General features: G+C 44.1%; 13 protein-coding genes. 11 read left to right on the plus strand and 2 right to left on the minus strand.

Features of this window, described 5'->3' with window-relative positions; genetic code table 11:
* Window positions 1–88 precede the first annotated feature (88 nt).
* Window positions 89–682, plus strand: coding sequence for a DUF1349 domain-containing protein (locus MKY92_RS13865; RefSeq protein ID WP_100528042.1), 594 nt, complete (start codon window positions 89–91; stop codon window positions 680–682).
* A 39-nt stretch (window positions 683–721) separates the two neighbouring features.
* Window positions 722–1,363, plus strand: a complete 642-nt coding sequence (locus MKY92_RS13870; RefSeq protein WP_105598610.1) for an HAD family hydrolase — start codon at window positions 722–724, stop codon at window positions 1,361–1,363.
* Here the strand turns inward: MKY92_RS13870 and MKY92_RS13875 are convergent.
* A complete protein-coding gene (locus tag MKY92_RS13875; RefSeq protein WP_339301287.1) occupies window positions 1,360–2,175 on the minus strand; it encodes an AraC family transcriptional regulator in 816 nt (271 codons plus the stop codon). The genes MKY92_RS13870 and MKY92_RS13875 overlap by 4 nt on opposite strands.
* A gap of 295 nt (window positions 2,176–2,470) precedes the next feature.
* On the opposite strand from MKY92_RS13875, the gene MKY92_RS13880 reads away from it, so the two are divergent.
* From MKY92_RS13880 to MKY92_RS13890, 3 genes are all read left to right on the plus strand, one after another.
* A complete protein-coding gene (locus MKY92_RS13880) occupies window positions 2,471–3,613 on the plus strand; it encodes an FAD-binding oxidoreductase (protein ID WP_339301288.1) in 1,143 nt (380 codons plus the stop codon).
* Window positions 3,610–3,897 carry a hypothetical protein gene (locus tag MKY92_RS13885; protein ID WP_339301289.1) on the plus strand — a complete coding sequence of 96 codons (288 nt, stop codon included), beginning with the start codon at window positions 3,610–3,612 and terminating at the stop codon, window positions 3,895–3,897. Before MKY92_RS13880 ends, MKY92_RS13885 begins: the two co-directional genes overlap by 4 nt.
* 213 nt (window positions 3,898–4,110) lie before the next feature.
* A complete protein-coding gene (locus MKY92_RS13890) occupies window positions 4,111–5,346 on the plus strand; it encodes a cytochrome P450 (RefSeq protein ID WP_339301290.1) in 1,236 nt (411 codons plus the stop codon).
* A gap of 98 nt (window positions 5,347–5,444) precedes the next feature.
* On the opposite strand, the gene MKY92_RS13895 is transcribed toward MKY92_RS13890, so the two are convergent.
* Entirely contained in the window at window positions 5,445–6,884 is a 1,440-nt protein-coding gene (locus tag MKY92_RS13895; RefSeq protein ID WP_076327924.1) for a DHA2 family efflux MFS transporter permease subunit, read from the minus strand.
* Between the two features lie 282 nt (window positions 6,885–7,166).
* On the opposite strand from MKY92_RS13895, the gene MKY92_RS13900 reads away from it, so the two are divergent.
* The 6 genes from MKY92_RS13900 (at window position 7,167) to MKY92_RS13925 (ending at window position 13,184) form a co-directional block, all read left to right on the plus strand.
* Entirely contained in the window at window positions 7,167–7,772 is a 606-nt protein-coding gene (locus MKY92_RS13900) for a TetR/AcrR family transcriptional regulator C-terminal domain-containing protein (RefSeq protein WP_339301292.1), read from the plus strand.
* Between the two features lie 92 nt (window positions 7,773–7,864).
* Window positions 7,865–8,398, plus strand: a complete 534-nt coding sequence (locus tag MKY92_RS13905) for a GNAT family N-acetyltransferase (RefSeq protein ID WP_339301293.1) — start codon at window positions 7,865–7,867, stop codon at window positions 8,396–8,398.
* Between the two features lie 71 nt (window positions 8,399–8,469).
* Window positions 8,470–9,144, plus strand: a complete 675-nt coding sequence (locus tag MKY92_RS13910) for a response regulator transcription factor (RefSeq protein WP_339301295.1) — start codon at window positions 8,470–8,472, stop codon at window positions 9,142–9,144.
* Window positions 9,141–10,511 carry a HAMP domain-containing sensor histidine kinase gene (locus tag MKY92_RS13915; protein WP_339301296.1) on the plus strand — a complete coding sequence of 457 codons (1,371 nt, stop codon included), beginning with the start codon at window positions 9,141–9,143 and terminating at the stop codon, window positions 10,509–10,511. The genes MKY92_RS13910 and MKY92_RS13915 overlap by 4 nt, the downstream gene beginning before the upstream one ends.
* Before the next feature lie 217 nt (window positions 10,512–10,728).
* Window positions 10,729–11,733, plus strand: coding sequence for an alpha/beta hydrolase (locus tag MKY92_RS13920; protein WP_339301298.1), 1,005 nt, complete (start codon window positions 10,729–10,731; stop codon window positions 11,731–11,733).
* On the plus strand, window positions 11,730–13,184 hold the full coding sequence (locus MKY92_RS13925; RefSeq protein ID WP_339301300.1) for an alpha/beta fold hydrolase: 1,455 nt from the start codon (window positions 11,730–11,732) through the stop codon (window positions 13,182–13,184). The genes MKY92_RS13920 and MKY92_RS13925 overlap by 4 nt, the downstream gene beginning before the upstream one ends.
* Window positions 13,185–13,202 lie beyond the last annotated feature (18 nt).

Here is a 13,202-nt window from a genome sequence, read left to right on the forward strand (position 1 = left end):
GGTTTACTGTATTTGAAGCGAATATGTAGTACAGAAAAAACTAGAACATATAAACTAAAACGCATTTAACTTGGGAGGCTGCTAACAAATGACTAACGTAATGACAACAGAAGCACGGAAGCAATGGAGCTGGATGAACGAGCCCGAAAGCTGGTCCTATACGGATCAGGGAGGTGTGCTGGTGGAAGCGAAGGCGGACACCGACTTTTTCCAAGATCCGGCGGGGAAGCACATTCGTGCAACTGCTCCTTTCTTGTCCATGCCTGTGCCTGGCGATTTCGAAATCACAACCCAATTAACCGTTGATATGAAAAATCAATATGATTCCGGATGCCTGATGGTGATGGCGGATGATCTTAACTGGTGCAAAATTTGTTTTGAATATGATGGTAAAGTGCCTACCATCGTGTCGGTAGTGACACGTGATGGTTCATCTGATGATTGTAATTCGGTTGAAGTCTCCGTACCTAATCCCTATCTGCGTATACGCAAAGTAGAGGGCTGCATATCATTCTTTTATTCACCCGATGGGGATGAGTGGAAACTAATTCGTTATTTCGGCATGCCGATACAAGGGGAACTTCGAGCTGGATTAGTTGTTCAGTCGCCGACTGGAACGGGCTGTACGTGTCACTTTTTATCCGTGAACGTTACCCATCCGGACTTGACCGCACGTTTCTAATCCGCTCCCCTGGCCGATCATTGGAGGGAGAACAGGTTCATGGTAAAAGCATTTATATTTGATTTTGATGGACTCATTGTCGATACAGAGACACCTTGGTATTATGCGTTTCGCGATATTTATGAAGAGCATGGAGTGGAACTTGGTTTGGAGCTATGGTCGAAAAATGTGGGGACTTCCTTCGAGGAATTTCATCCATTTCTGTACCTGGAGCAGGCGCTCCAAAAAAAGATAGATCATGATCATATCAAGCTGCTATCAGAACAGAAGTACGAAGCCTATTTGGGACAAGCTGCTATTCTTCCAGGGGTGCATGAATTGCTTCAGTCTGCGAGGGAAAAGGGGATTCAGCTTGCGGTTGCTTCCAGCTCCACACGGGACTGGGTGCATGGTTACTTGCAGAAATTAGGCATTTTCGATTATTTCACAGTCGTTCATACATCCGAGGATGTGAAGCGAGTGAAACCGGACCCTGAACTGTACCTTCTTGCTCTCCAGAGTCTTGGGATCGAGGCTTCTGAAGCGATTGTGTTCGAAGACTCACCTAATGGCTTGAAGGCAGCCAATGCAGCAGGTATTCGTTGTATCATCGTGCCTAACGAGGTAACGCGTGGTCTGGAATTCGCCATGCATGAACTGCGGTTATCCTCGCTGGCCGAGATCGATATGGAGGCGCTTTAATCCAGATACTGCTTGCGTAGCTCGATAGGGGATATCCCTTCGTATTTTTTGAACACTGATCCAAAGTAACTGGCACTGTTGAAACCAACGGCTTTGGCTATTTCATGGGCGGTAGTAGCGTCATTTTCGATGAGCATTTCCTTGGCTTTTAACAACCGATATCGCATCAGATACTCCAATGGAGTCATTTGAAATTCTTTTTTGAATATCCGATTGAGGTGCTGCTCGGTAACGTCCATCTGCTCAGCCAACATGGGGAGAGAAATATCCTGATGATAATTTTGTTTGATAAAAGTAATGAGTTCATCCAATCTTAATCGGGCATCAGAACGTTCGTAAGCACTATAGCGTTCACCTTCAATGGTTAATCTGACCAAAAGCATGTACAGTAATGCGGATACGTGCCAGATCTGATCCTTGTGCCGGGACTGCAGCGCCAACGTAATTTCACGCAACAGGATATGAAGCATTCCATCCGGCTTGAAGGCGCTCAGCTCCCCGATCTGCAAGGTATGCAAGAACCGTGGCAACAAATAGCCATTGAAAGACAGACAATCAAATCGTAATGAATCACTCAGATTGTGGTAACGGTAGGTTACCTCCGGGAACAAAATGAGAGCGGTCCCTTTTTTGATCGAAAATTCATGATTCTTTGCTGCGATTCGCCCTGTTCCTCCGATGCACTGTACAATGCTGTAATCCCGTGAATGGTCGCTCCAATTCATCAATTCATCAACGGTCAACTGGTTTTGCCCTGTAATCATGAGCGGCATATCGGTATCCAGCGGATTCCCCATACTAGGTTTCGGCATCGTCGTGTTATTCCTCTTTTCGTTAAAGGATCATGTGCGTAAGTGGCGTGGTTACAGCGTTAAAAGAAACCTAGAAAGAATTATATTACATAAATGGAATAATTTTAATTGAATGACGGGCAATATATAAAACGTTTTCATATGAATGCTTTAACAATTCTTTATTGGATGAATGAGTATGAACTGTGGTCTGATCAGCCTCAATTTATGGATCTAAAAGTACGCCTGCCTTGCCAACAGAATGCGAAACGGTATACGCTATAAGGAATGAGTGATTAAGGAAAGGGATGCAAACATGAAGAAAGTCATCGTAGTCGGATCAGGTATTCTGGGGGCATCAACAGCCTATCAATTAGCCAAACATGGCGCAGAGGTCGTCATCATAGACCGAAAAGATATAGGACAGGCGACGGATGCAGCTGCCGGGATCATCTGTCCATGGCTGTCACAGCGACGTAATCAGGACTGGTATCAGCTTGCCAAGGCTGGTGCACGGTTCTATCCTGGCATCATAGCGGAGCTTGAAGGCGAAGGAGAAACGGAAACTGGTTATGCTCAAGTGGGCGCGCTTAGTATTCATACGGATGTGGATAAAATCAACAAGATGGAAGAACGGGCCCATCTTCGCAAAACAGATGCACCGGAGATTGGTGACATTACACCTCTTGATGCCAAAGAAACCCGTGATCGTTTTCCATTGCTGGATGAACGTTATCAATCGGTACACATCAGTGGTGCTGCACGTATAGATGGAAGAGCGCTGCGCGATGCATTGATCCGGTCTGCACAGCGAAATGGAGCGGAAGTGATCCATGGAGACGCCACACTTCAATTTGAAGCGGATCGGGTCATTGGTGTGAGTGTTAATGATCAAAGTTTCCTGGCAGATGAAGTCGTTGTCTGTGCAGGTGCATGGGCCAACGCACTGCTGAAGCCGCTCGGCATACACTTGAAAGTGCATTATCAAAAGGCACAAATTATGCATCTACATGTCACGAATGGGGAGGATACAGGCCGCTGGCCTGTGATCATGCCACCTTCTGATCAATATCTGCTGGCCTTTGATCAACAGAAGATTGTGATTGGTGCCACTCATGAAAATGATGTGGAGGGTTATGATACAAGAGTAACTGCAGGGGGCATGCAGGAAGTTTTGAATAAAGGTCTGGAACTGGCGCCGGGGCTAGCCAATAGTACATTCCAGGAAGTAAGAGTTGGGTTCCGTCCGTTCACACCTGGCTTTCTGCCAGTAATGGGGGCTGTCCCAGGCTGGCAAGGTCTGATTACAGCGAACGGACTTGGAGCCTCTGGATTGACTATGGGTCCTTTTATCGGGAGTCAACTGGCGAAACTAGCTCTCGGCATGGAACTGGATATCGATATTGAGCCCTACACTGTTGGCAAAGCAATGGATGAAATTGAAAGAGGTGACTCATGACATATTCACAACGTTTATCCGATGGAGCGAACTCGTCCGACATCATATATCTGGAGCATCAGATCGGTACGACGAAAGAAGAACTGCGAATAGCTTTGGAGAAACAAGAAACATACAAACGCGAATTGTCGGAATTGAAGTCATCACCAATCGGTAATGCATCGAAAGTCGGTTCGGACGAGCAAGTCTTAATAGAGAAGGCAAGTCAGACGCAGAACTTGATTGAAATCCTGTCTGAACAACTGGAGCAACTACAGGAAGCATTAGCGAAACTAGGCGATTGATCGGCTCGTATGACTTATCTCTGAGACGTCGACAGAAATAATATACGATACGTACAAAACGAAAACCCCTTATATTAAGGGGTTTTTCTGATTTAGTTCAAATGGTTTATATCAATAAATGAACGAATGGTATAAAATGGAATCAGGTGCTGAACTGTCAATTCAGGTACCCATGTAACCAATCACAAAACGATGCTGAGAGGTGGATTCCAAATGTATAAAGAAGTGATACGTGTTGAGGACATTACGGGGTTTCAGTCCAGATCTGAAGAGTTTTTCCCACTTCACTGGTTTCGAAAAATGCTGTCCGAGCATCCTGTGTACTATCACGAAGATACAGACACCTGGAATGTGTTCAGATACGATGATGTGAAGCAGGTCCTTAGTAATCATGAGTATTTTTCAGCCGAAGGAACCCGGACGACCATTTCCGTTGGAGCAAAGAACAATGAAGGCACATCTCCAGATAAATTAAATATGTCAAGTATTGATCCTCCCCGTCATCAAAAAAGTCGTTCGTTGTTATCTGCTGCTTTTACACCGCGTAGTCTGAAAAGCTGGGAGCCACGAATTCGCAACATCGCAGAGCAGCTGGTAGCAGATATTGAGCCAAATACGACTATTGATATAGTTCAAGCGTTGGCCGCTCCACTGCCTTCGATGGTTATGGCCGATCTGCTCGGCATCCCCCTTACAGACAGCCATCGATTCAAGAACTGGGTAGATATTCTGTTTCAGCCCTCCAATCCAAAGACGGCTGAGGAGAGTGAGCTGAAAAAACAAACTGCAGCGCAAGAGTATTATCAATTCCTATACCCCATTGTAGTTCATAAACGGACCCACCCTGGTCAGGATATCATTACCGACCTGTTGAACGTTGATGTTGAAGGTGAGAAGTTCACGGAGGATGAGGTTGTTCGCACAACCATGCTGTTGCTCGGAGCTGGAATTGAGACAACCAGTCATATGGTTTCAAATACATTCTATTCATTCCTGTATGATGACCCCAGCTTGTATGATCAACTAAGACAGAATCCCGAGTTGGTTCCGCTCGCAGTCGAAGAAATGCTCCGTTATCGGTTCCACAATGCCAAGCGACATCGGACAGTGAAGCAAGATAATCAATTGCTCGGAGTGGATTTGAAAAAAGGCGATGTTGTGATCTCCTGGATGAGTGCAGCCAATATGGATGAGCAGATGTTTGAAGACCCGTTTGAGTTAAACATTCATCGTCGTAATAACAAAAAACACCTTACCTTTGGCAATGGTCCACACTTTTGTCTAGGTGCCCCGTTGGCGAGAATGGAACTCAGCATTGCCTTGACGGCATTTGTGGAGAAAATTGCGCGGATTGAACCAGTGGATTCATTTGATCTGGAGGGTAATCTGGCCACTTCAGCTCCGGGACAGTCGTTGACCCATCTGCCAGTGAAGATCGTTGCGGAGTGAGAAGGAATCATACGGGACACAACCTAAAAAGCGGCAGATCAGACGTAAACGTCTTGATCTGCCGCTTTGTTATGCAAGCAAGTATTAGGCTGGTCACCTTAATTTGAATTCATGGAAACTTTTTGTCTTACCACCTGTTTGATTTCTTCCTCTTTGGCTTGTTTGGTGCGTTTGATAAAGAAGGAAAGGACCAATCCCACAACAGCGATACCGATGATAACAACATAAGCATCATTGATACCCTGGATCATGGATTCTGTAGCAAGCTGTTGTTGACTGAGACCATTGGCTGCACCAGTCGCCATCATATCCTGTACGTGTGCCGTTGTACGGGAGGTCATTACACTTACGAGCAATGAAGTACCTACAGCGCCAGCCACTTGTCTGACGGTGTTGGAGATAGCTGTACCGTGTGCACCAAGTCTTGGTGGCAGTTGGTTAAGTCCCGCAGTCTGAATCGGCATCATGAGCAGAGCCATACCAATTCGGCGGCCGGTAGACATTAATACCAGGTAACCATAACTGGTTGAATCCGTTAAGTCGATGAAACCAATTGTCGTCACGATGGTAATCACCATCCCGATAACAGCGAGCCATTTCGCTCCAAATCGGTCAAACAATTTTCCGGCTACTGGCATCAGGAAGCCCATGACAAGCGCACCCGGAAGGAGTAATAATCCGGACTCCAGTGCAGTGTAACCACGTGCGTTCTGGAGATACAAGGGAAGCAACATCATGTCAGCATACATGATCATTGTAATCGCGATACTAATGACCGTGGTCAGGGAGAACATGTTGTATTTGAATGCCCGCAGATCAAGCAGCGGAGTTTCAGAAACGAGCTGTCTCCATGTAAACAGGGCAAGAGAAACAATTCCAGCCGCAATGCAGATAAGAACTTCTGCACTTGACCATCCCAGACTTCCTGCTCTGCTGAAACCATAGAGCAATGCGCCAAATCCGATCGTGGACAGCACCACACTGATTGTGTCGAACTTTGTGTTGACCCGTTCGGATACATTCTTCAGGTATACAAACGCAAAAGCGATGACAATAAGAGTTAATGGAATCATGCCGTAGAACATCGTTTGCCAAGAGTAGTTCTCGAGGATATAACCGGCAAGGGTAGGCCCGATTGCAGGGGCAAAAATGATGGCAAAACCAACCATACCCATCGCAGATCCTCGTTTTTCAGGGGCAAACAAGGTCAAAATAACGTGCATCAAGAGCGGCATGATAATGCCGGCACCCGCTGCCTGAATCATACGTCCTGTCAGCAGTGTGCCAAAGTTATCTGCAAGAGCGGATACGATGGTACCAATCAGGAAAATAAACATGGAAGCTTGGAATAATTGCTTGGTTGAAAAGCGTTGCATGAAGTAAGCCGTAATGGGGATGAGCACCCCGTTCACCAGCATGTAACCTGTCGTTAACCATTGTGCTGTTGCGGCGGAGATGTTAAAATCACCCATCAGTTCCGGTGTAGCGACACTCATGATCGTTTGATTCAATGTTGCAAGGAAGGCTCCCAAAATCATGATAAACAGGATGGGGCCTTTCTTTACGGATAATTCTTCTTGTACTCTAACCTGACTCAATCCTTTTCATCCTTTCAAACCACGCGTGACTAAATTTACAACGTGTTGTATAGTTTACATTGTATTTATTGAATTATATACATATTCGGACAGATTACAATTTACGTTATGACGTGTTTTCGTCGTTTATTTTACAAAAAAAATGAATTTGTTGTGTAAATCAAAAATAAACGACTGATCGTTTAAAATTGTAATGTTTAAAATTTGATAGGAGGGATACACGTGAAAGACGAGAAGAAATCAGCCGTGGACCCAAGAATAGTGCGAACACGTCAGTTAATCCGAGGTGCATTTGTTGAATTGCTGCAGGAAATGGATATTGAGAAGTTGTCAGTGAACAAAATTGCCGAACGAGCGACGATCAATCGGGTAACCTTCTACCTGCACTATCGTGATATTACGGATATGATGGAGAAGATGGCTGACGAGATGATTGAGAATATTGAACGGATCGTGGATGAATATGCTCCTCATTTTGAGAAACAAAGGACGGAAGAGGCTTGGCCTGTTCTGGTCAAGTTGCTGGAGCATTTTGCAGAGAACGCCTCGTTCTATCAGGTGGTACTTGCTACCAAGCGCACACCGATTTTTACCGAACGACTGCTCAAATTGTTGAGTACGCTGGTCAAAGCCAAAATTGATCGGGTAGAAATGGAAGATGAACTCGAAGAATCCGGCATTCACAAGGAGATTGCAATCTGGTACGGTTCTTCCGCCCTGATTGGTACCATTGTCGCCTGGTTGCGTAATGATATGCCTTATTCCCCGCATTTTCTGGCGAAACAATTCTCGTTGATTCGCTCGTACTCTTATAATGACCTGATATAATCAAAGTACCATCCACTGACGGCAAATGGGGGGGATATAACAGGGAAATTGCAGTCCATCTCACCTAACGTTAATAGAGGGGGAATAATGTAATGAAATATAGTGCGGAACGTATCTATGTGAGATTTTGGAATGTGGAAGATGCCTCATTACTTCTGGATCTACAGGTTCGCAACCGTGCGGAAATTGAAAGAATCTCAGCAAGTGATCGGGAGGAGTCTTTCTACAGCTTGGAAGGGCAAAGGTCACTTATTGAGAGCTGGAACAAGAAGAAAGAAGAAGGAAATCGCTATTCTTTTGGTATTTTTCTACATACAACGGATGAACTCGTCGGTGAAATTTCTTTGTTCGAGATCATACTGGATTCTCCCCCAAAATGGATCCTTGGTTATGTGACGGATACTCTGCATCAAGGAAAAGGATATATGAGCGAAGCCCTGCAATGTGTACTGGAATTTGCCAAACACGAAACTGAAATTACTCGAGTCGAAGCTGGCGCTGTGCCCGATAATACAGGTTCCATCCGTGTTCTTCAAAAAGCAGGTTTCAAGGAGAATGGGTCACAGCCTGTGCCAATCCAGGGAACATTGACAGAACATACGATGTTTGCTGTGGATATACTATAAGCAAGATGTTTTACTATTTACTATACGTTGAACTATATTTTTAAACGTAACGGAGAGGAAAGAAAAAACATATGGCTACTATACTCGTTGCAGACGACGATGCGAACATTCGTGAACTCGTCTGTCTATTTCTCAAAAACGATGGATTCACAACAGTGGAAGCTGCGGATGGTAAGGAAGCTCTCACTATATATGGCGAAACTCCAGTGGATCTTGTCGTCCTTGATATTATGATGCCTGTCATGGATGGTTGGGCACTGTGCAAAGAACTCCGAAGAGCCAATCCCGACCTCCCGTTACTCATGCTGACAGCGAGAGGAGAGACTTGGGAGAAGGTGAAAGGATTCGAACTGGGTACGGATGATTATTTGACCAAACCGTTTGATCCATTAGAGCTGACCGCTCGTGTCCGAGCATTACTGAAACGATACAAAATCGGCTCCACACATACAATCCAGTTTGGCAACGTCATTCTGGACCGCCAGACGTATAAGGTGATGAGAGGCACAGAGTCGCTTACGTTACCACTTAAGGAGTTCGAATTGCTGTATAAGCTTGCTGGAACACCAGGACAAGTCTATACACGTGAGCAATTGATCGATCAGATATGGGGTATTGATTACGCCGGAGATGATCGAACGGTAGACGTACATATCAAGCGCCTGCGCGAACGATTCGCGACGACACCTGATTTTCGGATTGAAACGGTGCGTGGGCTAGGATACAGGCTTGAGGTCCATGAATGATCAGATCATTATACATTCGTGTGGTGCTCACCTTTCTGATTTCTGTCATCGCTGGTACAGTTATTTCTTTTTTTATGTCAACCTGGATATTCGAAGATAAATTGAACGAAAATGCCCGAATTAACATACGCAACTTTGGCCAAGACGTAGTGCAGATATATAAGACGATGCCTCTGGATGAAGCAGAATTATTCGTTAGCAATATGAAACAGCTTGATTCATATCATATTCGAATTTATGATGCAACGGGCAAACTCCAGACATATGGGAAGCTTAATGGACATAAATCAGCTGCTGTATCGATGGAGCAACTCAAAAAAGTTTTAAATGGAGGGGTTGTTCAAGACACACCCAAGGGGATCGCTACCGTTCTTTTGGGGCTACCGATTAAGACGGAAATGGGCACAAAAGCGATGTTTTTGGAAACTCTCGCACCGCCCTCCGCCTCTTTTGTAGTCCAGTTTGGCTTAATCTTTGCAAGCTGTTCGTTGATTGCAGGAAGTCTGTTGATTCTGATTGCTTCTGTATACCTGGTGAGACCGATCAAGAAATTGACCAAAGCGACCAAACGGATTGCAGCTGGAGATTTCAATGTCAAGCTGAACATCAAGCAAACGACTGAAATAGGTACGTTGGCTCGCAGCTTTGAAGAAATGATGCATGATCTTCAGCAGTTGGAGCAGATGCGCAGGGAATTCGTTACAAATGTTTCGCATGAGGTTCAGTCTCCGCTCACCTCGATATCCGGTTACGCTTCGGCACTGAAGCAAGTAAATCTCTCAGAACAAGAACGAAACCGTTACCTGGATATTATCATCTCAGAAGCAAAAAGAATGTCCAAAATGAGCGATAGCCTGCTGAAGCTGAGTTTGCTTGAATCGCAGTCACAGCAACTACGGCTCACCACCTTAAGCCTTGATGAACAGATCAGGCGGGTCATCGTGGCGCTTCAGCCGCAATGGTCTGGGCGCAACATTCATTTCGAGCTTGATTTGGAGAACGTGAAGGTAACGGCTGATCACGATCAGTTAAATCAGGTATGGACAAACATCATCGGAAATAGCATCAAGTTTTCCGAGGATGGCGGTATGATTAAAGTCAGTATCGAAGAGGACTTCAAAAATGTGACTGTTCGAATATCCGACACGGGTATTGGAATTCCCCTGGAAGATCAGAAGCGTATATTCGACCGTTTTTTCAAGGCAGATCGTTCCCACAGTCGCAAATACGATGGGAGTGGTATGGGACTTGCTATCGTTAAACAGATCGTCTCCCTTCATCAGGGTGACATCCGAGTGGAAAGCGAACCTGGTCAAGGTACGACCTTAATGATCACGTTGCCCATCCATCCACCAACGGATAGTTAGGCTCACAGGATAGGCTCAATGAATAGAATATCCATCGGATTATCTAAACCGAATGTTCATGTCCTATGTAACATGCAAGCTTCCTTGTATGTTACATAGGACATTTTTTTTGCTTGTTCATACTCCGTTCATATTCCGGTCATGGGGAGTACATCTTTCTTGATTAAGATTTCTTAAGCAGCCTGCCAGGACAATATACAGATGAGGATAGGAGCAGATGAATGTGAATCAACAAGCAGACAGAGAAGTCCAGAGTAAGAGCAAAACCAAGAAAGTGTTAGGCATTTTGTTTAAAGTACTATGCGCAATCATTATAGCAATCTTACTTTTTGTAGCTATCGTATATACCGTCAATAAAATCAGCAGTTATTCGGAGCAAAAAAGAATGGAGCCGTATGGTCAACATGTATCCGTAGACGGAAAAAATATGAATGTGTTCATTCAAGGCGAAGGCGAGGAAACGATTGTGCTTCTGCCTGGTTTTGGAACAGCGGCACCAGCGCTTGATTTTAAACCTCTTATCTCCGAGTTATCTCCATATTATAAAGTTGTCGTTGTTGAGCCCTTTGGTTACGGATTGAGTGATCAGACCGAAAAGGAACGTAGTACAGCAAATATCGTCAGTGAAATTCATGAAGCGTTACAGCGTCTACATATTGATCGTTATATCCTCATGGGTCATTCCATTTCGGGGATCTATAGCCTGGATTACGTGAACAAGTATGCAGATGAAATAAGTGCATATGTTGGGCTGGATAGCAGTGTTCCAGCGATAAGTGAACAGAAGATTGATTCATCAGATACACAACCGATTAAATGGTTCCGCAACTTAGGTTTCGCCCGAGTGCAACTGAAACTGAGTGCTGACCCTTATGATGGACTGCCTTATGATGAGCAAACGAAAAAACAATTGAACATTCTGATACGCAAAAATATGTATAATACCACGCAATTAAATGAGGCAGAAAGTATGTATTCCAACTTTAAAGCATCTGAACAACTAACTTTGCCTGTTAATCTTCCAGTTCTTTTCTTTGTTCAAAAGAATCATCCGGTAGCAGACAATTGGGTTCCGGAACACGAGAAGTTAATAGAGAACTCTGCGCGTGGTGAAGTGGTGCTGCTGGAAGCAAATCATTATTTGTATCGTTCCCATGCCAAAGAAATTGCTGAAGGTGTCAGAGCATTTATGATCCGTGATGAGAGAGAGGAATTCAATTGAGATTATTTGAGATACTGTTAGTTCTATCCTGTTTCGCGTTACTCATAGACCTACTATTTATTAAAAGAAGTGCAAAGAAAATAGGCTTGGGTTTGGGAATAGGAAGTAGCGTTATATTATTAGTTCAATTGTTGGTTGAGGGATACAGATGGCAGTTGCTTCTGGTATATATCATGGCGGCTCTATTCATAATTATTGTTTTACTCAGACATTCCGAAAAGATGATGAAGCTTAAAATAGGGAAGTTCTTGAAATATAGTTTATCTTCCCTGATTGTCATTCTGCTTGTTGGTTCTACTGCCTTGTCTGTATACTTACCTGTCTTTAATTTGCCGAAGCCGGATGGTCCAGAGAAAGTGGGTACTCAAACCTTTCATTTTACAGATCAGAACAGAGATGAAGTCTTCACTGAAGATCAAAGTGATAAGAGGGAACTAATGGTTCAAGTTTGGTACCCTACTGAAAATAGGAATAATATCAAGCGTGACACGCTGTTTCCAAAAGATAGAGAGAGGTTCAAAAAGTATATTCAGAGCTTCTCTAATTCTTTAAAACTGCCTGAATTTGTGCTCGACTATTGGAAGTATAGTCAAACCAACTCTTATGAAAATAGTGAAATATTGTCTTCTACAAGTCCTTATCCCTTGGTACTACTATCTCATGGTATGGGAACTAGTAGAGTTCTACATGTATCACAGGCCGAGAATCTGGCCAGTCATGGGTTTATCGTGGTCACCATCGATCATACGTATAACACCTTTGCTACCCTTTTTCCAGATGGCCGTGTAACGGATTACAAAAAAAGTACGACTACACTAGATGAACGTACAAAAACAGGGGATATCTGGACGAAAGATGTAGAGTTTGTAATCGATCAAATCGAAAAGCTGAATTCAGGATCAATCGAAAGTCAGTTTAAAGGAAAAATCGATCTAGATCACATCGGCGCGATGGGGCATTCTTTTGGGGGGGCAACCGCGTTTAATGCAACGTATTTAGATCAGAGAATCAAGGCCGGAGTTAACATGGATGGGTCACTATATGAAGTGGATAATAGAGATGATATAAACAAGCCGTTTATGTTCATCCGATCGGGAAGTTTTGAAGACTGGTTCGCCAACTTTGAAATGGATAGAAATTCGGATGATGAAGTAACTAAATCTCTTTCAGATGAGCTACACATTATGAAAAATGTTATGAATCATGGGGGAAAAGTGATCTATGTAGAAGGAACTCAGCACTTCAATTTCACGGACCTTCAGTTCTATTCAGAGCTGGTTAAACTGTCCGGGATCACAGGAGATATCAATGGTAAAAGAGGATCAAACATCGTAAATCAATATGTACTCGACTTCTTTAACAAGCAACTGAAAGGAACGGGTGGAGATCTGATTCAGGGTCCAAACGACTTGTATCCGGAGGTGAAATTTGTAGACCCAGAAGAACTCTAACTACCAAAACACTTAAAA

Origin of the sequence: Paenibacillus sp. FSL R5-0623, assembly GCF_037974265.1 — a bacterium.
GTDB lineage: Bacteria > Bacillota > Bacilli > Paenibacillales > Paenibacillaceae > Paenibacillus.

Excerpts from the sequence above, each read along its gene's own strand:
- MKY92_RS13865 (WP_100528042.1), top strand. The coding sequence starts at position 89 with ATGACTAACGTAATGACAACAGAAGCACGGAAGCAATGGAGCTGGATG.
- MKY92_RS13870 (WP_105598610.1), top strand. The coding sequence starts at position 722 with ATGGTAAAAGCATTTATATTTGATTTTGATGGACTCATTGTCGATACA.
- MKY92_RS13875 (WP_339301287.1), bottom strand. The coding sequence starts at position 2,175 with ATGCCGAAACCTAGTATGGGGAATCCGCTGGATACCGATATGCCGCTC.
- MKY92_RS13880 (WP_339301288.1), top strand. The coding sequence starts at position 2,471 with ATGAAGAAAGTCATCGTAGTCGGATCAGGTATTCTGGGGGCATCAACA.
- MKY92_RS13885 (WP_339301289.1), top strand. The coding sequence starts at position 3,610 with ATGACATATTCACAACGTTTATCCGATGGAGCGAACTCGTCCGACATC.
- MKY92_RS13890 (WP_339301290.1), top strand. The coding sequence starts at position 4,111 with ATGTATAAAGAAGTGATACGTGTTGAGGACATTACGGGGTTTCAGTCC.
- MKY92_RS13895 (WP_076327924.1), bottom strand. The coding sequence starts at position 6,884 with ATGATTTTGGGAGCCTTCCTTGCAACATTGAATCAAACGATCATGAGT.
- MKY92_RS13905 (WP_339301293.1), top strand. The coding sequence starts at position 7,865 with ATGAAATATAGTGCGGAACGTATCTATGTGAGATTTTGGAATGTGGAA.
- MKY92_RS13910 (WP_339301295.1), top strand. The coding sequence starts at position 8,470 with ATGGCTACTATACTCGTTGCAGACGACGATGCGAACATTCGTGAACTC.
- MKY92_RS13915 (WP_339301296.1), top strand. The coding sequence starts at position 9,141 with ATGATCAGATCATTATACATTCGTGTGGTGCTCACCTTTCTGATTTCT.
- MKY92_RS13920 (WP_339301298.1), top strand. The coding sequence starts at position 10,729 with ATGAATGTGAATCAACAAGCAGACAGAGAAGTCCAGAGTAAGAGCAAA.